We start from the raw sequence: 22073 nt of genomic DNA, 5'->3' as shown, positions 1-22073 counted from the left end.
ACTTCCGCCGGTTCAGTCGTCCCGAGACACCTTCTCGCGGCGCTCATGCGCTTCCTGCGCCTCAACCGTCATGGTTGCGATCGGGCGAGCTTCGAGACGGCCCAGGCCGATCGGTTCGCCGGTCACTTCGCAGTACCCGTACTCGCCTTCCTCGATGCGGCGCAGGGCCGAATCGATCTTGGCGATCAGCTTGCGCTGACGGTCACGCGTACGAAGTTCGATGCCCCAGTCCGTCTCGCTGGAGGCACGGTCGTTCAGGTCAGGTTCGCGCAGAGGCCCGTCCTGCAACTGCTGCAGGGTTCCTGCAGAGGCGTCGAGGATGGAGCGCTTCCACGCAAGCAGCAGCTTACGGAAATACTCCTGCTGCGCCTCGTTCATGTATTCTTCGTTAGGTTCGGAAATATAGGCGCCGCCAATTGCGCGTTTCGCCTTTGCGAGTACATCAATTTCGTCAGCTAGGGCCGTTGCCATCCAGAGAACTCCGCAGTGCCTCCTCGGATCGCCAACGCCCTGCAGTCCCGGATTTTTCCGATAACCGTAACGATCCGCGGGTTGTGCCGCGCCTATAAGTCGACGTCACCTTGCGCACAAGCGGTTAAGCGAGGGAGAGGCAAGAAACTTGCCTGAGCACAGCAGTGGTGACTTGAAGTTAATACGACCACGTTCAGGTCAGCTAACGGCATTAACCATATCTTGACCCGCGCGACGCAGTTTCATCTGCAGAACGCAAACGGACTTCCTGTCCCCCGTTCCGGGACGAGGTCGCAGCCGGGGGAGAAATGGAATGGAAGCAACGAAGATAGACGGGCGGCTGGCTACATGCGCAACTGGGCAGGACCTGGACACGGCCGACATGATCATCGCGCAAGCGCTGGCCGCGGCAGCGGCAGGCGACGCCTCCGGCTATTTTGACCTCGGTGTCGCGTACTCCACCGGCAGCCCCGCCCTCGCCTGCGATTTCATCGAAGCGCACAAGTGGTTCAATCTTGCGGCCGTAGGCGGGCATGAGGACGCCGCGTCGTGCCGCGCGCAAGTGGCGGAGGACATGACCGCTCGCGAGATCGCCGAAGCGCAGCGCCGGGCCCGGCAGTGGCTCGGCGCGACGATCCGATGCGCCGCCTGACCTAGCGGTCGGCCGGTCCGGGCGCAGGCGCCTCCGCCTTGCGAAAAGGCGTCCTGCCGTCGAGCCATATCTGATCCAGCGCGATGCCCGCGCGCTCCTGCGCGAGGTAATCGGCTATGGCAGCGCGCAGCCCATCGTGCACGATGTAGTGCGCGGAGACGGTGCGTACCGGCTCGTAGCCCCGGGCAAGCTTATGCCCGCCCTGGGCCCCCGCTTCCACGCGATTCAGCCCCAGACGAATGGCCGCATCGATGGCCTGATAATAGCACAGTTCGAAGTGCAGGAAGGGCTTGTCGATCCGGGCGCCCCAGTAGCGGCCGTAGAGCGCATCCCGCCCAATGAAGTTCAAAGCGCCCGCCACCGCCTCGCCCGCGCTGAAGGCGAGGACCATCAGCATGCGGTCCGCCATCGCCTCCCCCAGGAGGCTGAACGCCTGGCGGGTAAGATAGGGCCGGCCCCACTTGCGCGCGCCCGTGTCCTGATAGAATTCCCAGAAGGCGTCCCAATGTTCCTCGCGGATCTCCGTGCCAATCAGCGCGCGAATCTCCACGTCCTCCTGCGCCCTGGCGCGTTCCTTGCGCAGGTCCTTGCGCTTGCGGGAAGAAAGGACGCCGAGGAAATCGTCAAAGCTGGCGTAGCCGCGGTTCTCCCAATGGAACTGGATATCGTCGCGCAGGAGCCATCCCGCCCGCTCGAAGATCGGCACTTGTGCAGGCTCGATGAAAGTGGCGTGAGCGGAGGAAAGACCGTTGTCCCGGCAGAGCGTCTCGGCCGCACGCAGCAGGGGAACGGCAAGTTCTGGGTCCTGCGTCAGCACGCGCGGGCCGGTAGCGGGAGTGAAGGGAACCGCGATCTGCAGTTTGGGATAGTACGACCCACCCGCCCGGTGCCATGCATCGGCCCAGGCATAATCGAAGACATACTCGCCCTGAGAATGGTCCTTCAGGTAAGCCGGCAGCGCGGCTACCGGTCCTCCGCCGGGACTGTCGACGACGATCGGCAGGGGTGTCCAGCCACTGCGCCCGCCAACGCTTCCCGACCGTTCCAGAGCGCTGAGGAAGGCATGGCTGACGAAGGGATTGCCGCCATCGGTCAGCGCATCCCAATCTGCCGCCGGCAGATCGCCGACAGCGCCAAGGACACGGGCGGTGAAGCTGCCGTCATTCACGGTCGGCCGGTGCTCCCGTCCTTGCCTTCCCCACGGTGCCTTCGAAGATCGCGGCATCCGCGAAGGCTTCGACCCCCGCATCGTCCTCGGCATCGCGGACCGTCCAGGTGGCGACCGGCACACCACGGCGACGTTGCGCACCGGCGAAGCGGCTCGGCAGGTCACGCACGTCGTAAGCAAGGAAATCGGGCCGGCAATGCCATAGGGCGAGATGGCGGCGGATTACTCCCGAAACGCCCCTGGCATCGCTTTCGGAAACGACCAGCCCGCGCACCGTGTGCGGCGAGTGGCGCCAGTACCAGCGCGAGACGCGCGGGTCGAAGCTCATCACGGCGTGGGGTCCCATGTACCCTTCAAGGACTCGGCGGACCGCCAGGCACAGCGCGGCGACGCGTGAGCCACGCTCCGACTTGATCTCGATGAGAACGGGCACCTGCCCGGCGACTTGGGCAAGCACCTGCCGCAAAGTCGGGATCGTCTCGGCGCTGCCGGTAAGCGCGAACGCTCCAAGCTGGGCGGCGCTTCTCCGGGCGACCGGGCCGGTTTCGGCGGTCAGGCGCTCAAGCCCGTCATCGTGAAACACCACCGGCTGGCCGTCGCTGGAGCGTTGCACGTCCAGTTCGATCCCGTGCCCCGCCTGTATCGCGCGTGCAAATGCCGCGCGGGAATTCTCTGGCACCCCGGCCCCGTGCAGGCCGCGGTGCGCATAGTCCTGCGCACCGATCCACACGACCTTGCGCGGATCGGGCGCGGGCGAAAGCCAGCGATCAAGCAGGGCGAACGGCAACGATGGCGTCCACTTCCGCCGCGGCACCCAGTGGCAGGACAGGCACGCCGACGGCGCTGCGCGCGTGCTTTCCGGCATCGCCGAACACCGCCACCATCAGCTCCGAAGCGCCGTTGATCACCTTGGGCTGGTCTGTGAAGGCTCCCGTCGAGTTGACGAAACCGCCCAGCTTCACGATCCGCTCGATCCGGTCGAGCGAGCCAAGGGCAGCCTTGAGCTGCGCCAGGATCATAAGCCCGCACGCCTGCGCCGCTTCATTGCCCTGCTCCAGCGTAACGTCTTCGCCAAGGCGGCCGGTAACAAGCTGCCCTTCGACGAACGGCAACTGGCCGGACACGTGAGCAAGGCCTGCGGCCTCCACCACGGGCACATAAGCCGCCACCGGGGCGGCGGCTTGCGGCAAAGTCAGGCCGAGTTCGGCAAGGCGGGCTTCGATCTTACTCATGAACGTCCTCTTCTTCGCGCATGAGGCTGTCGAGCAGCCAGGGAAGTGCGCTGTTCCAGTCGTCTATACGGGCGTGGGCATGGCCCAGTTGCAGGGCGCACGCGATGTTGGGGGCAATCTGGGGCTCGCCGCAGAGATGTAGGCGCCGCACATGCGGCGAGACTTCGAACACCGAGCCATGATGCTGGGACAGGTCGTCGATGAACACGGCCCGGTTGGGCTTGTATTCGTCAAGGATTGCCTGAAGCGCGGGGCCTTTCGGCCCCTGATTGGTGAAAACCCGCAGGGGCATGCCGTGGCCGAGGAGTTGCGCTTCCCGAGCTTCGCGCCGAAAATCGAGCAGGTTAGTGAGCACCACAACGTCCGCATGCTCGCGAATGGCTGCAATCGCATCCACGGCTCCTTCGATCGGCGTCTGCCGGTGCATCTGGGTGTCGAAAAAGCGGTTGAGCAGCTGCCACATCTCCGCCTGCTCGAGCGGCTCATCACTGCCGACCCGGCGCATCGAGCGGAAGAACTCGCCGTTTGCTAGGTCGAACTGCACGCCCTCATCTTCGGAGAGCCAGTCGCGGAAGTGCTTTATCATGTGCAGCAGCACTTCGTCGCAATCCGTGATGAGCAGCGGCCGCGTCATGCGCCGAGCCTTGCGCGCGCGGCCACCAGAGCCTCGGGCTTGATGCCCAGCGCATCCGCTGCGGCCAGCAGGTCCGGCTCGTGCGAAGCCAGGAAGTCCAGCACGGCGGTCAGCGTGCCGCGCTCCATGAGCGAGGCGCGCAGTTCATCGGGCGTCAGCCCGGTGAGCGAGAGGAAGCGATCGGCGCGGCTCTGTTCCGCCAGCACCCAGCCCAGGGCGCTGAGCGCCAGGGCCTGCGGATCCGATGGGGATGACGTCTCTCGAAGAATTGTCAGTCTCTCTCATGTGGAATAGACGGGGGTTCAATACCCCAGATGGTCATCAGGGCGTCGAATGGCAAAGCGAATCCTCGTTGTCGAGGACAACGATCTTAACCGGAAGCTGTTTTGCGACGTGCTCCGCAGTCAAGGGTACGCGGTGGAGCCGTGCGCCGATGGTCTGGACGCCCTGGAACGGGCGCGCCAGTTCGTGCCCAATCTCATCATCATGGACATCCAGCTCCCCAACGTCTCGGGGCTGGACCTGATCGAGACGGCTAAGAAGGATCCCGTCCTGCGTGCCATTCCGGTGCTGGCCGTGACCGCCTACGCCGGCAAGGGCGACGAGGAGCGTATCCGGGAAGCTGGAGCGGAAGGCTATCTGGCGAAACCGGTTTCGATTGGTCCTTTCATGCAGGCGGTCCGGGCGCTGCTGTAAGCCGACGGCGGCGACAGCCGGCATCTCGCGTTCTGCCGCTCGGCGGCGACCGGAAAGACACAGGACGCAAACGTAGCGCATCTCAAGCCATTCCCGCCTTGACATGATACACCTGCGCCGCTTTTGCGCCGCAATTCGCGGCGAGAGAGCCGCCCGACGCTTTCGGAGTTAAGACCCATGGACCGCGAAGAGACCTCGGCCCGCATCGCCGCGCTGATCGAACCTTTCAACAAGAAGGGCATCGCCATCGACGACACCACCCGCTTCACCGACGACCTGGAATTCGACAGCCTGACCGTGATGGACTTCGTCGCCGCCATCGAGGACGAGTTCGACATCATCATCTCGATGAACGCGCAGGCCGAGATTGAGACCTACGGCCAGCTCGTCGACGCCGTGGTCAAGCTTCAGGGTTGAGCGCACGATGACCGAGGCCGTTAGCCAGCCCGACCAGCCGCAGACCGTAGAGGGCGGCGACATGACCGGGGACCGCGATCTGTTCAGCAAGTTCGACCCGCTCATCAAGATGCGCTCGGACCTGCTCTCCACCGGTGTGACCGATCCGTTCGGCCTCGTTATGGAGCGCGTGATCTCTCCGACCGTCGCCATGTGCAACGGGCGCGAGACGATCCTGCTGGGCACGTACAACTACATGGGCATGACCTTCGACCCCGACGTGATCGCGGCGGGCAAGCAGGCGCTCGACGATTTCGGCGCCGGCACCACCGGCAGCCGTGTGCTGAACGGCACGTACGCAGGCCACAAGGCGGTCGAGGAAGCGCTATGCGACTTCTACGGCATGAAGCACGCCATGGTGTTCTCGACCGGCTACCAGGCCAACCTCGGGATCATATCGACCATTGCCGGCAAGGGCGATTACATCGTCCTCGACATCGACAGCCACGCCTCGATCTGGGATGGCTGCAAGATGGGCGACGCCGAGGTCGTGCCGTTCAAGCACAACGACATAGAGGCGATGGAAAAGCGCCTGAAGCGCATTCCCGAAGGCGCGGGCAAGCTGGTCGTGCTCGAAGGCGTTTACTCGATGCTGGGCGACATCGCCCCGCTGAAGGAAATGATCGCCGTCGCAAAGAAGTACGGCGCCATGGTGCTGGTGGACGAGGCGCACTCCATGGGCTTTATCGGCCCCAACGGGCGCGGCGTGGCCGAGGAGCAGGGCTGCCTCGACGACGTCGACTTCGTGATCGGCACGTTTTCGAAGTCAGTCGGCACCGTCGGCGGTTTCTGTGTCTCGAACCACCCCAAGTTCGAAATCATGCGTCTGGTCTGCCGCCCCTACGTTTTCACCGCCAGCCTGCCGCCGAGCGTCGTCGCCACCGCCACGACCTCGATTCGCAAGCTGATGACGGCCAGCGAGAAGCGCGCGCACCTCTGGGATAGCTCGCGCACGCTGCACAAGGGGCTGACGGACGCAGGTTTCCAGCTCGGCACGACCGAACCGCAGAGCGCGATCATCTCGGTCATCATGCCCGATCTGGAGCGCGGCGCGATGATGTGGGAAGCGCTGCTGCGGGAGGGCCTTTACGTGAATCTCGCCCGCCCGCCGGCAACGCCCGCGAACATGACCCTGCTGCGTTGCTCGCTCTGCGCCGAACATTCGGCCGAGCAGGTGCAGCAGATCATCGGCATGTTCACCCGCGCCGGCGAGGCCGTGGGTATCCTGGGCTGAGGACGAACCTTCCCCCGCCCCCGAGGCGGGGGAAACGGCTCAGACCGAATGAAGATCTACGTAGTCCAAAAAGGCCTGCATCCAGCCGTTCAGGAACTCGGACGACTGGGCGCCCACCGTGCCATCGTCATTGAGAAGGCCATCCTTCCACTGCAGGAACGCCTCGGGCGCACCGAGCGTCGGCATGTCGAGATAGGCCAGGATATTGCGCAGGTGCTGCTGCGCCAGAGCCGTGCCGATGGCCCCGATCGACACGCCGGTGATACCCGCCGGTTTCCCGGCCCAGGCGCTCTGTCCATAGGGCCGCGAGGCATGGTCCAGCGCGTTCTTGAGCACGCCGGGAATTGACCGGTTGTACTCCGGCGTGACGAACAGGACACCGTCCGAGCCGGACACCAGCGCCTTCAGCGTCATGACGGGTTCCGCCTGATCGTCATCGTCATCCTGGTTGTAGAGCGGCAAAGCCCCGATTTGGGCGAAGGTGAAGTCGTGGCCCTGTGCAGCCGGCAGCCGTGTCAGGGCTTCGGCCAGTCGGCGGTTGTACGATCCTTCGCGCAGGCTGCCGATAATGATGGCGATCTTTGACATGGCTTCTCCTCGTCGCGGTGCCGTTCCGTCGCGGTATCCGGGTACGGACCGCCGAGCACCGCGACGGTTCCTGTCCATCAGTGGATAGAGATGATCCCGTCCACCGCCTGCCACTCCTGCGGGCCGATCAGCTTCCTGTGCGCGACGCGGACGGAATGCAGCGGTCCTTCGATCTCTCGCGTCCAGTAGTCCAGGAAGTCGCGCAGCACCGGAAAACGTGGAGCCACATCATACTGCTGGAAGGCGAAGAGCTGGAGGAAGCTGGGATGATCCGGCAGGAAGTAGTGGATTTCGACGGTCGTCAGACCGTACCCCTCCAACTGCCTCAGGAAATCTGCAGAAGCGCGGAAATCCGACGATGCTCGAACAGAACGACCAGCCATAGCCCTCCTTCCGGCGCCGCCACCTTGCGGCGCAGCGTGAGGAGGATGACACAGAGCGAACGGCAGTCAAGTGACCGCAACAGCTACGCATTCACCGGGCGGATGGATGGAGCGATGGGGCCTAGCGTGGTCGACGGGGCAGCGGCGGGCGATGATAGCTGACATCGCTGCGGTCCCGTCGCGCCTGTGAAGGCTCGTTAGCGGAATACGGGCTGGCCGGTGCATGCGCCGCCTTCGGCACATCGTAGGTTCCCTCCACGATGGTGACGCGGTTGGCGATGCGCCATTCGCCGTCCCGCCTGCAGAAGTGATCGACATACCTGCCGGTGGACATGAAGTTCGGTCCCTCAGCCGTGACCCCTGAAAAATGATAGTAGGTCTCGCAGAAGGCTTCGTCGCCCTGAAGATCGCAGACGTGATTGAGGATAGCGTGCTGCGTCGTCTCGAACATCAGCGTCGTGCCATCGGCCCAGGCGATGAAATCGTCCGGTGACCCGACGAAGTGCCCGTGATCCTCTATCGCATCGTCCCAGTAGCAGGAGCGGACCAGTTCGTTGTCGAGCCGGTCCAGCCCCCGGGCATAACGCAGCAGCACCTGATGGATGGTGTAACGGTCGGCAAGTTTGGCAAGGTCCATCGGTCAGGCCTTCAACCAGTCCAGCAGCAGGGGGGCCAGGAGCGGCCATCGTTCGAAACGTCCGCGACGGTTCGCGGGATCGACCGGGAAGGTCGAGACGCAGTTCCATTCCTGGTCGCCCCATGGCGGCTCCACCAGTGTGGAGTTCGGCAGGAGGTGATGGACCCATTCCGAGGTTTCGCGTGTGTGCGCCATGTCGCTCTTGCCCGAACGAAACGTCAGGACCGGCATCGTCAGCCGCGCAAAGTCCTGCGCAGTCATCCCTGGCACGGGCGATTCGTCGGAATAGGCGAAAGCTTTGCCCCACCGCTGCATGGTCGCGATGTATGCGTCAGGGTCCTGAGCCATAAGGATGCTGCGAATCCGTGGATTGCGGGCGATCTGATCGGCCCAGCTCGGAAGCTGGACGACCGCCTCCATGCCGCCCTTGCTCGCCGCAGCGATCTGGTCCCCGCAGTAGAACCACGCCAGCCCCGCAAGACCGACGGGGCCGCCGCTAATCCACCAGATGGCGATCTGGCGCACGTTCGCAGGCTGGCGGGCAGCCGCCATGAGAGTGACGCGGGACCCTGCCGACCCTCCCACCAGTGTGACATCCCGAAGACTCAGGGCGTCGATCAGTCCAACCAGCGCCTCGCAGTTCATCACCGACTCGCTCGGCGCCGTGAACGCGATATCCGAGGCCCCGCATCCCGGCCTGTCCCACAGGAGGACGCGGTAGCCGCCTTCCGCCAGTTTCGCCCCAAGTTCCGGGACACCTGCGGTGTCGCGCGGGTAGCGACCGCCCGGTGTCAACACCAGCGGCCGCCCACCTTCGTCTCCGATCAGTTCATAGTCGATCGCAAGGCCGTTCACATCGATCTTTGGCATCCGTTCAGACCATCGCGTCCGCCGCCATCGCCGCACCGGGTGCAGTCTCCCAACGGCCCAGCCGGTAGTCCCCGCTGATCGTTGTGCGGTACATCAGCCGCTCCTCCTCCGGGTTGTTCCCGGACACGCAGTGGAGCATGCGCAGGTTGTCCCAGATCACCATATCGGCGGGCCGCCACTTGTGGTGATAGGAACACAGGGTGCCGAGCCGGTTGATCTCCTGGCACACCTCCTCCAGCAGCGCATCCCCTTCCGGTGTCTCGTTGCCCAAGATGCCCTGCGCCATATACGGGGAAACGTGGAGGACCTTTTCCCCTGTCGGCCGGGTCCAGACCGCAGGATGAATTGCGCGCGGCATGGCTGCGACCTGCTCGGCGAAACCGGCGGGCATCGGCTTGGGCTCAATCATGCGATACTGTTCGGGACGGCCGAACTTCAGCTGGTCGAACTGTGTTTCCAGACGATAGACGATCTGCGCCCTCTCGATCCGGTCCCGCAACCGGGCGGGGAAGGCTTCGTACAGGGCCACCCCGTCCAAGAAGCCGGTGATGCCGCCTTCCTCAACCCGTTCTACCGACCGCAGAACTCCCGCACGGTTCAGTTCGTCGTTGTAGCAGTGATCGAAGTGCCACGGCAGCCAATGCGACACCTGCCGCCCGTCCACCTCCACGACGCCGCGGCCGCGCTGGCTTCGGATTTCTATGACACCGGGCATGCGGTTCGAATCGACGCGGCTGACGCCCTTGACCGGGTGTTCCTTCAACGGTCCGAAGCAGCTTGAGATCGCCAGCTGCATCTCGTCCGTCTGTTCGACGTCCTCAAAAACGATCATGCCGTGCTTGACGAAAAGCGCGTCGATGTCGTCCCGAACGGCCTTGTGCTGCAGTTGGCCAAGAGTCAGTCCGCCAATGCGCAGGCCGAACGGAAGATTGTCCTGCAACGGACGTGTGGTGAATGACGACACTGCCTCGACTCTCCCAATCGCTCTTCGGGAGAGAAGCTAGATCGAGCGCCCCGCCGGGGCCAAGCGCTCAAGCGGTTTTTGCCGCCACAGCCGAGGCGCACTTCTCGCTGGTCTCCTCCGCCCCGCCGCCGAGGAACGCCAGAGCGAGGAAACCGGCGACCACGGCAACCGCGAAGGCCGCCGTGACCTTGCCCAGATGCTTGTCGATCACCGCCTTGATCGGTGCGCCGAACAAACGGAACAGCACACCCACGATCATGAAGCTGATCGAGCGTGACACAAGCGAGGCCCCCAGGAACACCATGAGGTTCATGCCAATGAACCCGGCGGTGATCGTCAGGAGCTTGAACGGGATAGGGGTGGCGCCCTTCACGATGATGATCTCCGCGCCATAATCGCGCAGGTAGCACGCGGCCTTGGGGAAGCTGTCCGCCAGCCCCAGCGCGCGCAGCATGGCTTCACCGAACGCCTCGTAGGCGAAGTGGCCGATCGCGTAGCCCAGCAGCCCGCCGACGACGGACGCCAGCGTGGCGATCAGGCTGAAGCGCAGCGCCTTCTTCGGCTCGGCCAGGCACATGAGGCCCAGCAGCGGATGCGGCGGCACCGGGAAGAAGCTCGCCTCCATGAAGGCGAAGATCGCCAGCCACCACTCGGCGTGGCGGTGCGCCGCCTTGGCCATAGTCCATTCGTAGAGGCGGCGCAGCATCTTCAAGAATCCCCCGGGTGTGATCGCGCCCTGCCTAGAGGGGCGGCGGAAGACGGACAAGAGGCAGAGCCTAACCAATAAGGTTATTTTTGCTTGACAACAGCACGCCAGAACGGTACATATCGTGAACATTGCAGCACCGGCCGGGTTCCCCCGGCTGATCTCGCCTCCCCAATCTTCTGGAACGGAACAGCTCATGGCGGACAAGAGCCCTCCTCGCCGGCGTGCGCCTGCGGGCCATACCGACGCGCCTGCCCGAAGCTGGCGCCGCATCTTCCTCGCCGAACTGGCTGCAACCTCCAACGTGGCGGCTTCGGCTCGCACCGCCGGGATCAGCACCACCCGCGTCTACGAGGTGCGCCGCAGCGATCCCGTGTTCTACCGGGAATGGCAGGAGGCGCTCTGCGAAGGGTACGACCTTCTGGAGATGAACCTCCTCCACCGTCTCCGCGAGGGCGAGATCAAGCCGGCCGCCGGGGCGAAGCGGGGAACCCGCGTCTTCGACAACGCCACGGCCCTGCGCCTCCTCGTCGCGCATCGGGAAAGCGCCACCCGCCAGCGGGCGGTGATCGAAAACCGCAATTCAGAAGCGATCATCGAGGCGATCAACGCCAAGATCGAGAAGATCAAGCAACGCCGCCTCGCCGCGCCGGCGGAGACGGAGGCGCCCTCGCATGCAGATCAGTGATCAGCTCGCGACTCTGGAGGCGCTGCCGCTGGAAGAACGCCGGGCCGAACTGCGCAAGTTCAGCGACAAGGAGCAGGAGGAGCTTGAGACTCATTGGCGGCTCTGGGCGCGCGCGGAGCAGCTTGCCCCGGCAGGGGACTGGCGAACCTGGCTCATCATGGCGGGCCGGGGATTCGGCAAGACGCGAGCGGGCGCCGAATGGGTGCGCACCATTGCGGACGCCGATCCGGCGGCGCGCATCGCTCTTGTTGGGGCAACACTGCCCGAAGTGCGCGCCGTCATGGTGGAGGGCGAAAGCGGCCTTCTGTCGGTCTGCCCGCGCCGCCACCGCCCGCGTTTCGAGCCTTCGCTGCGCCGGCTGGTCTGGCCCAATGGCGCGCAGGCGGTGCTGTACTCCGCCCAGGAGCCCGAAGCCCTTCGCGGCCCGCAGCACAGCCACGCCTGGTGCGACGAGATCGCCAAGTGGGACAATGCCTCGGGAAGGGCCACGGGGGCCTGGGACAATCTGCTGCTTGGCCTGCGGCTTGGCGAACGCCAGCGCGCCCTTGCGACGACCACACCGCGCGCGGTGCCGCTCGTTCAGCGCCTGCTCGGAATGCCGCAGGAAGAAGTGGCGATCACACGCGGCCGGACGGAGGACAACCGCGCGAATCTGCCCGCGCAGTTCCTTACCGACATGCGCCGCAGCTTCGGCCGCTCGCTGCTCGGAAGACAGGAGCTCGACGGCGAACTGATCGCCGATATCGAGGGTGCTCTGTGGACGCGGTCGCTGATTGAGGCCTGCCGGAATGAGCGCACACCGGATCTGGTGCGCGTCGTCGTCGGGGTCGATCCGCCGGCATCCTCTCACGGTGACGCTTGCGGCATCGTCGTGGCGGGGCTCTCGCAGGACGGCTCGGCCCATATCCTTGCCGATGCCTCGGTGAAGAAGGCGGGGCCGGAACGCTGGGCGCGCGCCGTCGCCGTCACGGCCGAAGCCTGGAACGCCGAGCGGGTGGTCGCCGAAGCCAACCAGGGCGGCGCCATGGTGGGCTCGGTCCTTCGCGCGGCGCAGCTTTCACTGCCGCTGCGTCTGGTCCACGCCAGCCGCGGCAAGGCGGCCCGGGCCGAGCCTGTCGCCGCCCTGTACGAAGCCGGGCGCGTGCATCACGCCGGCACATTTCCCGCGCTGGAGGATGAGCTTTGCGGGCTCGTCGCCGGCGGCGCCTATCAGGGGCCGGGACGGTCCCCGGACAGGGCGGACGCACTGGTCTGGGCCTTGACCGAACTGCTGCTGGGCAAGGCGGCGGAGCCGCGTGTCCGGGTGGCTTGACATAAAGACAGCGGAGCACCCGCGAAGCAGCGCCTTCTCCCCTGATATTGATCTCGAAAGGAACCTGCCGTGTCCTTCATCGCCTCTCTTGCCGCCGCCTTCAAGGGTGGGAGTTCCCGCGTGCCCCTTGCCCGTGGCGCCGCCTCGCCGTGGCTGTTCGCCCAGAACACGGGTTTTGCGCAAAGCGGCCGTGCGCCGTTCGACTACGGTCAGGCTGTACGCCGGGCCTATCTGGAAAACCCGGTGGCGCAGCGTGCGGTCCGCCTCGTCGCCGAAGGCATTGCGGGCGCTCCTCTGAAGCCGGTCGAGCCCCGGCTGGCGGCGCTCATCGCTGAGACCAGCGCGGGCCAGTCCCTGCTGGAAACGCTCGCCTCTCACCTTCTGCTGCACGGCAACGCCTACGTGCAGGTCATGAAGGACGCGCGCGGCGTCCCTGTCGAGCTGTTCGCGCTGCGACCCGAGCGCGTGAGCGTGGTGGCCGGGGATGATGGCTGGCCGGCCGCTTATGCCTACGACGTCGCAGGGCGCCGCCTGTCGCTTCCGCTGCTGGATGAAGATGCATCCGCAAACGTGATCCACATCCGCCACTTCCACCCCGGCGATGACCACTACGGCGCCGGGTGCCTGTGCGCTGCGGACGAAGCGATCGCCACGCACAACGCCGCCTCGGCCTGGAACCGGCAGCTGCTGGAGAACGCGGCGCGTCCGTCCGGTGCGCTGGTCTACGACAGTGGAGACGGCGCGGCCCTCACGACCGATCAGTTCGATCGGCTCAAGGCGGAATTGTCCACGGCCTACGCCGGAACCGCCAACGCGGGACGGCCGATGCTGCTGGAAGGCGGCCTCTCCTGGCAGGCGATGGCGATGACCCCGGCGGACATGGACTTCGCGACGCTCAAGGCTGCGGCCGCCCGGGACATCGCGCTCGCCTTCGGTGTTCCGCCCATGCTGCTCGGCCTGCCGGGAGACGCCACCTACAACAACTACAGGGAAGCGAACCGCGCTCTCTGGCGTCTGACCCTGCTGCCTCTCGCCGGGAAGATCCTTTGCGCTCTGGGCGAGGCGCTCACCCCGTGGTTTCCCGAGGCGACCCTCGCCATTGACCTCGACCGCGTCCCTGCCCTTGCGGAAGACCGCGAGCGGCTCTGGGCGCAGGTCAGTGCCGCCGATTTCCTCGACAGCGCGGAAAAGCGTGCCCTTCTCGGCCTCTAGATCGGAGAACAAATCATGAACTCCAATGATATGCTTGCCGGGCTTCTTGCCCAGGCGACGGCGGAAGGCGGAACCCTCGTCACTTTGCGGGCCATCGTCGAGGAGGCGAGCGAACTCGGTGCGCGGCGCATGCTCGCGCGGATCGGGCTTGACGATGCAACAGCGCCGCAGGACGTGAGCGAGTTGCGCGAACTGCTCCAGGCCTGGCGCGACGCGAAGTCCACCGCACGCCGAACGGTGTTCAGCTGGATCGTGCGCGGCGCACTGGCTCTGCTGCTGCTTGGGCTGACCGTGCGGCTCGGCGCGACGGAGCTGCTGCGATGATGCGCCTGGCCGGTTACGCCGCGCTGTTCGGCACGCCGGACGCCGGCCGCGACGTCATCCGCCCCGGCGCATTCGCCCGCTCGCTGGCGGAGCGGGGCGAGCCCCTGCCGCTGTTCTGGCAGCACCGCGCGGACCTTCGCATCGGCTGGATCGAGACCGCCGCTGAAGATGCACGCGGGCTGCGGGTCGTCGCCACCGTCGACAACCCGTCCGGCGCGGCGGGACTGGCGCTGAAGCGCGGCGCGGTGACCGGCCTCTCCTTCGGCTACCGCGCACGCGCCGCCCGGAAGTCCCCGCACGGACGCGAGTTGCTCGACCTCGACCTCTTCGAGGTCAGCCTCGTGACGCACCCGATGCAGCATGGCGCCCGCGTGCACCTGATCGCCTGATCCACTTCCTTTTCCCCACCAACGAAAGGTGAATGCTCCATGGAATCCCCATCTTCCGTAGAGGCTCTCGACGCGTCCTTCGACCTTGTCGCCCGCCAGGATGCCACCGACGCTGCCGTCACCGCCCTGCGCGGCGATGTCGACGACGTCAAAGCCCGGCTGGACCGCGTCTCGCGCGCAGCGGCCCGCCCGCTGATCGAAGGCGCGCCAAGCCTGGAGGTCAAGAGCTTCGTGCAGGGCTACCTGCGGGCCGGCCGCGAGACCGAACTCAAATCGCTTTCGGGCACGGTTGCCGCCGACGGCGGGTACTGCGTTCCACGTGAAATCGACGCGCTCATCTCGGCACGGCTGAAGAATATCAGCCCCATCCGCGCGATCGCACAGGTCGTGCAGACCGGTTCGGCTGGCTACCGCAAGCTGATCACGACCGGCGGCACCGCCTCGGGCTGGGTGAGCGAAACCGCCGTCCGCCCGGAAACGGCCACTCCGGTCTTCGCCGAAATCGCGCCGCCGTCCGGTGAGCTCTACGCCAACCCGGCGGCCAGCCAGGCGATGCTCGACGACGCCGCGTTCGACATCGAATCCTGGTTGGCGGATGAAATCGCCATGGAGTTCGCGCGGGCCGAGGGTGCTGCGTTCGTCAGCGGCACCGGCACGAACCAGCCGCGCGGCTTCCTTGCCGGCACCACCAGCGCCGCGGTGGACGGGACGCGCGCCTTCGGAACCCTGCAGCATGTCCTTTCGGGCAACGCCGCCGGCTTCGATACCTCACCCGAACTGAAGCTGATCGACCTCGTGCATTCCCTGAAGGCCGGGCACCGTCAGGGGGCGAGCTGGGTGATGAACTCGAAAACCCTGGCTCAGGTCCGCAAGCTGAAGGCCGCGGACGGGTCGTTCCTGTGGCAGCCGGGGCTGATGGAAGGCCAGCCGAACCGCCTGCTCGGCTATCCGGTGGTCGAGGCCGAGGACATGCCGGACATCGCGGCCAACGCCCTGCCCATCGCCTTCGGCAACTTCCGCGCCGGGTATCTCATCGCGGAACGCACCGCGACGGCGATCCTGCGCGATCCGTTCACCAACAAGCCCTTCGTCCATTTCTACGCGACGAAGCGGATCGGCGGGCAGGTTCTCGATTCCGACGCCATCAAGCTGCTGCGCATCTCCGCCTGATCGGTCGACCGCCCGCGCCGCCACGGGCGCGGGCGCACCGTCCACCCCGTAGTTCAGATCGGAGACACTCATGAAGCGAGTCATCCTCACCCCGGCCGCGCTGCCATCCTCGGCGCTTGCCGAACTCAAGCAGTGGCTCGGCATCACCACCGCAGTCGACGATGCGCCGCTCACCGCGCTGCTCACGGCCGCGCTTGACGTCTGCGAGGCCTTCACCGGCGCCCTGCCCCTGGAGGCTGAGTGCGAGGAGGCGCTTCCGGTCTGCGCAGGCTGGCATCACTTGGCCACGCGGCCCGTGCACGCCGTCGCATCGGTGATGAGCGTCGCTGCCGATGGCACGCGAACACCCCTTCTTCCGGGCGCGTGGGAAACCGACCTTCTTGCCGACGGTTCAGGCCGGATTCGCCTGTCCGCACCCGTGGAAGGCACGCGCGCGGTGGTCCGTTTCACAGCCGGTCTCGCCCCTGAGTGGGGCAGGCTTCCCGAAGGCCTGCGCCATGGCATCGTGCGCCTCGCCGCTCACCAGCATCGTGCGCGGGACGGTGACGGAGCGGCTCCGCTGCCGCCTGCATCTGTCGCAGCGCTGTGGCGCCCCTGGCGGCGGATACGGCTCGCATGAAAGCCGCCACCGACTTCGAAGCCCTTGCCCGGCGCCTGACGGTGCGTGCCGCCGCCGCTGCGACCGCCCGCGTCACCGCCCTGCGCCTCGTGCGGCAGCAGGATGAACGTCACTGGCGCCGGGCGAACCTGCTCTGGCCGCTTTTCGGAAGAGGATAGCTCATGGAAATCGCCCTGCGCGCCGCCCTTGTCGCCTGGCTTGCCGCCGACCCCTTCCTTGCTGGAAACCTCAACGCCATCGTGGAGGAGGCGCCGTCGCGGACAAGCCTGCCCTGGCTTGCCCTCGCCTCCAGCGCGAGCGTGGACTGGAGCTGCACGTCCGCAAGGGGCCGGGAAGTGCGCCTCGCCCTCGAACTCCACTGCCGGGGCGACGCTCCGCCCGCCGCAGGCGGTCTCGTCTCCCTGATCGAGGCGCGGATCGAAAGCCTTCCGCGGGACCAGCCCTCCTTCCGGATCGTCACCATCCAGTTCCTGCGGGCCCGCGCCGAGCAGCGCCCGCAGAACCGCCGCGCGGTGCTGCTCGAATACCGGTTTCGCCTTCTCGCCGCCTGAACGGGCACGGCGTCTCCATCCTCCTTGCCGCTTTCCTCTCTCACCCGAAAGGACTTGATCCATGCCTGCACAAAAAGGCAGCGCCTTCCTTCTCAAGATTTCCGATGGCGCATTACCCGCCGGTTACCATACCGTTGCGGGCCTGCGGACCACTCAGATGTCGGTCACCGGCGATGCGGTCGTCGTTACCTCAAAGGAAAGCGGCGGCTGGCGCGAGCTGCTGTCAGGCGCGGGCGTCCGCTCCGTGTCCGTCAGCGCGGCCGGCATCTTCCTTGGCAGCGCGGCCGAAGCGCAGGTGCGTGCCAATGCCCTTTCGGGACTTCTGGACGACTACGAACTCAGCTTCGAGGACGGTGAGCGGCTGCGCGGCCGGTTCCTGGTCCAGCGGCTCGACTACGCAGGTGATTTCAACGGGGAGCGCAACTACACGCTCCAGCTGGAAAGCTCCGGCAAGGTGGTGCCGGCATGACCGCCAACCCGCTGCGAGGCGAAGCCTGCCTCACCGTCGCCGGAGCGCAGCGGCAGTTGCGCCCAAGCTTCTCCGCACTGGTTGCCGCAGAGGAGGAACTTGGCCCGCTGTTCGCGCTGGTGGAGCGCGCCGGATCGGGCGAACTGCGCCTCAATGAGATGGCCGCCCTGTTCTGGCACTGCCTGGCGGAGCGCGGCATCACCCGCGAAGCCGTTGGCGACGCGGTCATTGCCCAGGGACTTGCCGCCTGCGCGGCGCCGCTGCGGGTGCTTCTCTCCCAGATCCTCAAGGGAACGCCGTGAACTTCGCGGCGCGCGCACTCGCCCTGTGCGGGCTTGCCGCCCGATCGCTCGGCTGGCGGCCACAGGAGTTCTGGTCCGCCACCCCCGCCGAATTGGCCGCGTCGCTCGGCCTGCTCGCACCTGAAACTCCCGGCATGGATCGGGATGCCCTGCACACGCTGATGGAGCGCGATCATGGATGACGAGATGGACAGCCTCCTTGTCGAGGTGCGCGCCGGAACCGAAGGCTTTGCGCGCGACATCGCGCAGATGCGCGGCGCCGTGGACCGCGATCTCGTCTCCGGCTTCGCCCGGGCGGGCGACGCGCTGGAGCGCGGCCTTGCCGGGCCGATCCGGAAAGGCAACCTCGGCTTCGACGATCTGAAGCGCACCGCCGTCTCCGTGCTCGATGCGATCGCGGCAGAGGCGGCGCGGACACTCGCGTCGGGATTGGCCGGCTCCGCGACCGGCAGCACCGGCAACGGCATCGACCTGGCCTCCATCCTTGCCGGCGCACTGGACCTGCGTGGTCTTCCCGGTCGCGCCACCGGCGGCAATGTCTCGCCGGGCCGGGGTTACGTGGTCGGCGAAAGGGGGCCGGAGCTGTTCGTGCCCACGTCGGCAGGCCGGATCGAAGCGGGCGCCGCCCCCCGCCGGGACGTGCGCGTGGCGATCAACCTGTCCGCCCCGCGCGGGTCGGACACGCCGCAGTCCCTGCAGCGCTCGTCCCGCCAGATCGCGAGCGCCATCCGCCGCGCCCTTTCCAACTGAGGAGACTCCGATGGCATTCTGGCTTGCAGAGGCCCGGGAAGGGCAGGCTTCGAACTGGATCATGCGCTTCGATCCGCGCTTCTGGACGGTGAACTTTCCGCGCCCGATGGTGGCGACGGTGATCTCAACGGCGCCGGACGCCTTGCGGGTGGAAGCCTCTTTCCTGCGGCGGGCTGATCTTGGCGGCCTCGTCTGGGACAGCGTCGACCGGCTCGACCATCCCCTCCTCGCTTACAAAGCAGACCGGGACTATACCGACACCACCCTTACCTTCCGCTGGCGCTCGCAGGGGCTGATACCGCTTGACGGCATCAACGGACCTACCCTCACCATCGAGGGCCGCGCGGAGAACGATGAGGCGCGCACTTGGTACGTACGCCTCTGGAACTACGCCGTCGGAACGAACGAGGACGCCTTCGTCTCGATCGACTTCTCGGCGCTGGACGGCGGCTACAGCCTTCCCTCCGATGCCGACCGCGTGTGGCCCGGCGCGATCGAGCGCATGTTCCTCTCCTTCGCGCCTCCCGATTACGACGGCGCCAGTCCCGACCCTCTGCCACAGGAGAGGGAAGGCTGGTTCGAGATGAGCGGGATTGTCGCGGACGGCGCACGCGCCATGCTTGACATCGGGGATGTCGTGATGCCCGCCAACGGCCTTGCCGTCGCCACGGGCTATGACGACCTGGGCGTGCAGACGCCTGCACGGCTCATTCGCGGCATCCGCCAGCTCGGGTATCGCGGGTCGGTCGTCCATTACGTGGGGATGAGCCACTTTTTCCGTCTCGCGGCCGTGGAAAACGCCTTTCTGGCCGGCGCCGATGGTGCCACGCTCAACCAGCCGACGATCGCCTGGCACCGCGCCTTCTTTGCCGAGTGCCACGCCGCGGGGCTGAGCCCGATGGCGTCCCTGTCTTATGAATTGCTCGACCAGCATTGCCCCGAAGCATGGAAGCAGCGCGATCTTGACGGCAACCCGGCGCTCACCGGCTGGGAGCCGCCGTCCACGATCCTTTCCCCGGCCAATGGCCCGGCAATGGGCTGGCTGCAGGCTGTAGCCGCTGACTTCGCGCAGCTGATGGCCGAAGCACAGGCGCCGGTCCGCTTTCAGGTCGGCGAACCCTGGTGGTGGACCTTCGCCGACGGCCGGATCTGCCTTTACGACGCCGCAGCCAAGGCAGCCTTCGGCGGCAACCCGTCTGCCATACCGGACATGCGGGCGCCCCTCTCGCCGGCACAAACGGCGCTGCTGGATCAGGCAGGCGCGTTGCTTGCCGCTTCCACGGCGGATCTGATCCGCGCCGTCCGTGCCGCCGTTGCGCCACGGCCGGTCGAAGCGCTGGCGCTGGTATTCACGCCCACCCTGCTGGCGCCTGACATGCCCGAGCTGAAGCGGGCCAACCTGCCGCTTGGCTGGGCCGCGCCCGCGTTCGACCGCCTGCAGGTGGAGGATTACGACTGGCTCACCGCCGGGGCCGACGCCAGCCGACGGCGCGCTCATGCCGAGGTCGATGCAAGGCTGGGCTACCCGCCCGAGGAGCAGGATTACCTGGCCGGTTTCGTCCTCCGCCCCGAGCAGCGCGACCAGTGGCGCCAGATCGATGCAGGCATCGACGAGGCGCTTGGTCGGGCGCACCACGAAGTCGTTGTCTGGGCGCTGCCTCAGATCACACGTGACGGCTACGTCCGCCTTCCTCAACCCCGATTGCAGGTCTCAGGAGCTGACCCGATGCAGGCCTTCGACGACGTACCGTACCCGCTCGCGCTTGGACGCGACGCAGCAGTGGTGACCGAATTTTCCACGACCGTCGCCGTCACCGCCTCCGGCTTCGAGCGGCGCAACAGCCTGTGGTCGAACGCGCGGCTACGCTTCGATGTCGGCCCCGGCGTGCGGTCCGAAGCGGAATTGGGCGCTCTGATCGCCTTCTTCCGCGCCCGCAGGGGTCCGGCACGGGGCTTTCGCCTGCGCGACCCGAGCGATTTCAGCTCCAGCGGCATGACCGGAGCGCCCGGCCCCCACGATCAGGAGCTTGGCCGGGGCGACGGCCTGACAGGCCGTTTCGCTCTGGTGAAACGGTACGGTGACGGCGCTTCGGCGCAGGTCCGGCGCATCACCCGCCCCGACGCGGCATCCCTCACCATCTCGGTCGATGGTGCGCCGCAGGTCGACAGCTGGCGGCTGGAGGAGGGCGGCATCGTCCGGTTCGATGAAGCACCCCCGCCCGGAAGCGTTGTGCGCGCGGGCTTCCTCTTCGACGTGCCGGTCCGTTTCGCCGAAGACAGGCTGGAGATCTCCAGCGCCGCCTTTGCGGCCGGCGAAGCGCCCAGCGTCCCGCTGGTCGAAATTCGGGAGGCGCCGTGATGCGCACGTGGTTCGCCGAAGAGCTTGAAACGGCAGCGACCTTCTGGCGAGTGCTGCGCCGCGACGGTATCGCCGTCGGCTTCACTTCTCACGACCGCGACCTGTGGTTCGACGGCATCCTTCACCGCGCCTCGCCGGGCATGGTGCCGAGTTCCATCCGCAAGTGCGCCGACCTCGAACCCGACAGCGCCGAAGTTCGCGGTGCGCTGACGCACGAGACGATCGATGGCGCCGATCTCGTCGCCGGACGGTTCGACGGTGCGCAGGTGCGAATCGGCCTGGTGGATTGGGAAAGCCTTGAGCGGCTTACGCTTTACGCAGGAACACTCGGCACCATCACGCAGGAAGACGGCCTCTTCAGCGCCGATCTCGTTTCCCGCAAGGCCGAGCTCTGGCGCGACCTGACGCCCCGCACCAGCCCGTCCTGCCGCGCCTCCTTCTGCGGCCCCGGGTGCAATCTCAACCCACAGAAGCACACCCGCGAGCTTGCTGTTGCGGGAGTGGATGCAAGCTCAAACACCGTCCGCTTCAGCGCGCACCTGGATGGATCCTCCTACGCTGGCGGCACCCTGCGCTGGCTCGACGGACCGCAAGCAGGGCTGTGGGCCGGTGTCATGAACGCCGACGAGGCGAATGGGCTGGTGCTCGACCTGCCGGTCGATGACACTGTCACGTGCGGAACACGCGTGCTCCTGCAGGAAGGCTGCGACCGCACGCTCGACACCTGCGCCGTGCGCTTTCACAACGCAGTGAACTTCCGTGGCGAACCGTTTCTTCCCGGCAACGACATGCTCACACGATATCCGGTGCCGGCATGACGAGGGGCGAAGACCTGGCAACGGCGGCGCTTTCCCTGATCGGCATACCCTTCAGGCTCCACGGCCGGAACCCGGAGACCGGGCTGGACTGCCTCGGCGTAGTGGCAGCGGCGCTTGAGCGAACCGGCCGACCCGCCGCTCCGCTGCTGCCCAACGGCTACACCCTGCGCAGCACCATCGATCCCGACTTCGACAGCCTGGCCCGGTCTCTGGGCGTGGCCGCATCCACCACCGCGACCGCGGCCGGGGACATTTTGGCGGCGCGCCCTTCCCCGTGCCAGCTGCACTTCGGCATCGCGGTGTCTGCGACCCAATGGGTCCATGCCCACAGCGGTCTGCGCAAGGTCGTGCTCTGCCCCGTTCCACCTGAATGGCCGTGCGCCGGACGATGGCGCTTCTCCCCTGAGCCAAGGAGCTGA

32 protein-coding genes are annotated in these 22073 nt (G+C 66.6%); 20 read left to right on the top strand and 12 right to left on the bottom strand.

Going from position 1 to position 22073, the window contains the following annotated elements; genetic code table 11:
• Positions 1-12: 12 nt before the first annotated feature.
• Complete coding sequence (dksA, locus tag C2R25_RS04315; protein WP_103728006.1) at positions 13-471, bottom strand: RNA polymerase-binding protein DksA; 459 nt, start codon at positions 469-471, stop codon at positions 13-15.
• Between the two features lie 313 nt (positions 472-784).
• Between dksA and C2R25_RS04310 the strand changes: the two genes are divergently transcribed.
• Positions 785-1123 carry a hypothetical protein gene (locus tag C2R25_RS04310; RefSeq protein ID WP_103728005.1) on the top strand — a complete coding sequence of 113 codons (339 nt, stop codon included), beginning with the start codon at positions 785-787 and terminating at the stop codon, positions 1121-1123.
• A gap of 1 nt (position 1124) precedes the next feature.
• Here the strand turns inward: C2R25_RS04310 and C2R25_RS04305 are convergent, their stop codons facing one another.
• Genes C2R25_RS04305 through C2R25_RS04285 form a run of 5 tightly spaced genes read right to left on the bottom strand, consistent with a single transcriptional unit; the run spans position 1125 to position 4426 of the window.
• Positions 1125-2291 (bottom strand): GNAT family N-acetyltransferase, encoded by a 1167-nt coding sequence (locus C2R25_RS04305; protein WP_233203758.1) that lies wholly within the window; start codon positions 2289-2291, stop codon positions 1125-1127.
• Positions 2284-3078 (bottom strand): glycerophosphodiester phosphodiesterase family protein, encoded by a 795-nt coding sequence (locus C2R25_RS04300; protein WP_103728003.1) that lies wholly within the window; start codon positions 3076-3078, stop codon positions 2284-2286. Before C2R25_RS04300 ends, C2R25_RS04305 begins: the two co-directional genes overlap by 8 nt.
• Positions 3059-3523, bottom strand: a complete 465-nt coding sequence (locus C2R25_RS04295) for a RidA family protein (RefSeq protein WP_103728002.1) — start codon at positions 3521-3523, stop codon at positions 3059-3061. Before C2R25_RS04295 ends, C2R25_RS04300 begins: the two co-directional genes overlap by 20 nt.
• Positions 3516-4157 carry a hypothetical protein gene (locus tag C2R25_RS04290; RefSeq protein ID WP_103728001.1) on the bottom strand — a complete coding sequence of 214 codons (642 nt, stop codon included), beginning with the start codon at positions 4155-4157 and terminating at the stop codon, positions 3516-3518. The genes C2R25_RS04295 and C2R25_RS04290 overlap by 8 nt, the downstream gene beginning before the upstream one ends.
• Entirely contained in the window at positions 4154-4426 is a 273-nt protein-coding gene (locus C2R25_RS04285) for a DUF3572 domain-containing protein (RefSeq protein WP_346770688.1), read from the bottom strand. The genes C2R25_RS04290 and C2R25_RS04285 overlap by 4 nt, the downstream gene beginning before the upstream one ends.
• A 64-nt stretch (positions 4427-4490) precedes the next feature.
• Here C2R25_RS04285 and C2R25_RS04280 point away from each other — a divergent pair, with 64 nt between their 5' ends.
• From C2R25_RS04280 to C2R25_RS04270, 3 genes are all read left to right on the top strand, one after another.
• Positions 4491-4853: a response regulator gene (locus C2R25_RS04280; protein ID WP_103727999.1), complete on the top strand. Its 363-nt coding sequence runs from the start codon at positions 4491-4493 to the stop codon at positions 4851-4853.
• A 177-nt stretch (positions 4854-5030) separates the two neighbouring features.
• Entirely contained in the window at positions 5031-5270 is a 240-nt protein-coding gene (locus C2R25_RS04275; RefSeq protein WP_103727998.1) for an acyl carrier protein, read from the top strand.
• A gap of 7 nt (positions 5271-5277) precedes the next feature.
• Positions 5278-6543: an aminotransferase class I/II-fold pyridoxal phosphate-dependent enzyme gene (locus C2R25_RS04270; protein ID WP_199183760.1), complete on the top strand. Its 1266-nt coding sequence runs from the start codon at positions 5278-5280 to the stop codon at positions 6541-6543.
• Positions 6544-6582: 39 nt separating this feature from the next.
• On the opposite strand, the gene C2R25_RS04265 is transcribed toward C2R25_RS04270, so the two are convergent.
• The 6 genes from C2R25_RS04265 to C2R25_RS04240 form a co-directional block, all read right to left on the bottom strand.
• Positions 6583-7131, bottom strand: coding sequence for an NADPH-dependent FMN reductase (locus tag C2R25_RS04265; RefSeq protein ID WP_103727997.1), 549 nt, complete (start codon positions 7129-7131; stop codon positions 6583-6585).
• 77 nt (positions 7132-7208) lie between these two features.
• Positions 7209-7514, bottom strand: coding sequence for an usg protein (locus tag C2R25_RS04260; protein ID WP_103727996.1), 306 nt, complete (start codon positions 7512-7514; stop codon positions 7209-7211).
• A gap of 121 nt (positions 7515-7635) precedes the next feature.
• Positions 7636-8151 (bottom strand): nuclear transport factor 2 family protein, encoded by a 516-nt coding sequence (locus tag C2R25_RS04255; protein ID WP_103727995.1) that lies wholly within the window; start codon positions 8149-8151, stop codon positions 7636-7638.
• Positions 8152-8154: 3 nt separating this feature from the next.
• Positions 8155-9021 (bottom strand): alpha/beta fold hydrolase, encoded by an 867-nt coding sequence (locus C2R25_RS04250; protein ID WP_103727994.1) that lies wholly within the window; start codon positions 9019-9021, stop codon positions 8155-8157.
• 4 nt (positions 9022-9025) lie between these two features.
• The gene (locus C2R25_RS04245) at positions 9026-9985 is read right to left on the bottom strand and encodes a TauD/TfdA family dioxygenase (RefSeq protein WP_103727993.1); all 960 of its coding nucleotides are present in this window, start codon (positions 9983-9985) and stop codon (positions 9026-9028) included.
• 67 nt (positions 9986-10052) lie between these two features.
• Complete coding sequence (locus tag C2R25_RS04240) at positions 10053-10691, bottom strand: YqaA family protein (RefSeq protein WP_103727992.1); 639 nt, start codon at positions 10689-10691, stop codon at positions 10053-10055.
• 196 nt (positions 10692-10887) lie between these two features.
• Here C2R25_RS04240 and C2R25_RS04235 point away from each other — a divergent pair, with 196 nt between their 5' ends.
• From C2R25_RS04235 to C2R25_RS04165, 16 genes are all read left to right on the top strand, one after another.
• On the top strand, positions 10888-11379 hold the full coding sequence (locus C2R25_RS04235; RefSeq protein ID WP_103727991.1) for a hypothetical protein: 492 nt from the start codon (positions 10888-10890) through the stop codon (positions 11377-11379).
• On the top strand, positions 11366-12691 hold the full coding sequence (locus C2R25_RS04230) for a DNA-packaging protein (RefSeq protein WP_103727990.1): 1326 nt from the start codon (positions 11366-11368) through the stop codon (positions 12689-12691). The genes C2R25_RS04235 and C2R25_RS04230 overlap by 14 nt, the downstream gene beginning before the upstream one ends.
• 69 nt (positions 12692-12760) lie before the next feature.
• Positions 12761-13903: a phage portal protein gene (locus C2R25_RS04225; RefSeq protein ID WP_103727989.1), complete on the top strand. Its 1143-nt coding sequence runs from the start codon at positions 12761-12763 to the stop codon at positions 13901-13903.
• 15 nt (positions 13904-13918) lie between these two features.
• Positions 13919-14227 (top strand): DUF6127 family protein, encoded by a 309-nt coding sequence (locus C2R25_RS04220; RefSeq protein ID WP_103727988.1) that lies wholly within the window; start codon positions 13919-13921, stop codon positions 14225-14227.
• Positions 14227-14616 (top strand): HK97 family phage prohead protease, encoded by a 390-nt coding sequence (locus tag C2R25_RS04215; RefSeq protein WP_103728568.1) that lies wholly within the window; start codon positions 14227-14229, stop codon positions 14614-14616. The genes C2R25_RS04220 and C2R25_RS04215 overlap by 1 nt, the downstream gene beginning before the upstream one ends.
• 39 nt (positions 14617-14655) lie before the next feature.
• Positions 14656-15786, top strand: a complete 1131-nt coding sequence (locus tag C2R25_RS04210) for a phage major capsid protein (protein WP_103727987.1) — start codon at positions 14656-14658, stop codon at positions 15784-15786.
• 70 nt (positions 15787-15856) lie between these two features.
• Positions 15857-16405, top strand: a complete 549-nt coding sequence (locus tag C2R25_RS04205) for a hypothetical protein (protein WP_103727986.1) — start codon at positions 15857-15859, stop codon at positions 16403-16405.
• Entirely contained in the window at positions 16402-16563 is a 162-nt protein-coding gene (locus C2R25_RS20355) for a hypothetical protein (RefSeq protein ID WP_158250613.1), read from the top strand. The genes C2R25_RS04205 and C2R25_RS20355 overlap by 4 nt, the downstream gene beginning before the upstream one ends.
• Before the next feature lie 3 nt (positions 16564-16566).
• Positions 16567-16956 carry a DUF3168 domain-containing protein gene (locus C2R25_RS04200; RefSeq protein WP_103727985.1) on the top strand — a complete coding sequence of 130 codons (390 nt, stop codon included), beginning with the start codon at positions 16567-16569 and terminating at the stop codon, positions 16954-16956.
• A gap of 61 nt (positions 16957-17017) precedes the next feature.
• A complete protein-coding gene (locus C2R25_RS04195) occupies positions 17018-17425 on the top strand; it encodes a phage major tail protein, TP901-1 family (RefSeq protein WP_103727984.1) in 408 nt (135 codons plus the stop codon).
• Complete coding sequence (locus tag C2R25_RS04190) at positions 17422-17727, top strand: gene transfer agent family protein (RefSeq protein ID WP_103727983.1); 306 nt, start codon at positions 17422-17424, stop codon at positions 17725-17727. The genes C2R25_RS04195 and C2R25_RS04190 overlap by 4 nt, the downstream gene beginning before the upstream one ends.
• Positions 17724-17909, top strand: a complete 186-nt coding sequence (locus C2R25_RS04185; RefSeq protein WP_103727982.1) for a phage tail assembly chaperone — start codon at positions 17724-17726, stop codon at positions 17907-17909. The genes C2R25_RS04190 and C2R25_RS04185 overlap by 4 nt, the downstream gene beginning before the upstream one ends.
• On the top strand, positions 17902-18477 hold the full coding sequence (locus C2R25_RS04180; protein ID WP_103727981.1) for a tail tape measure protein: 576 nt from the start codon (positions 17902-17904) through the stop codon (positions 18475-18477). The genes C2R25_RS04185 and C2R25_RS04180 overlap by 8 nt, the downstream gene beginning before the upstream one ends.
• Positions 18478-18487: 10 nt before the next feature.
• A complete protein-coding gene (locus tag C2R25_RS04175; RefSeq protein ID WP_103727980.1) occupies positions 18488-20836 on the top strand; it encodes a DUF2460 domain-containing protein in 2349 nt (782 codons plus the stop codon).
• The gene (locus C2R25_RS04170) at positions 20833-21654 is read left to right on the top strand and encodes a DUF2163 domain-containing protein (RefSeq protein WP_103727979.1); all 822 of its coding nucleotides are present in this window, start codon (positions 20833-20835) and stop codon (positions 21652-21654) included. Before C2R25_RS04175 ends, C2R25_RS04170 begins: the two co-directional genes overlap by 4 nt.
• Positions 21651-22073: a C40 family peptidase gene (locus C2R25_RS04165; protein ID WP_103727978.1), complete on the top strand. Its 423-nt coding sequence runs from the start codon at positions 21651-21653 to the stop codon at positions 22071-22073. The genes C2R25_RS04170 and C2R25_RS04165 overlap by 4 nt, the downstream gene beginning before the upstream one ends.

Source organism: Novosphingobium sp. HII-3, assembly GCF_002916655.1.
GTDB lineage: Bacteria > Pseudomonadota > Alphaproteobacteria > Sphingomonadales > Sphingomonadaceae > Novosphingobium > Novosphingobium panipatense.
Note: the sequence above shows the minus strand (reverse complement) of the source record. Positions and strands in the feature narration are given on the sequence as shown.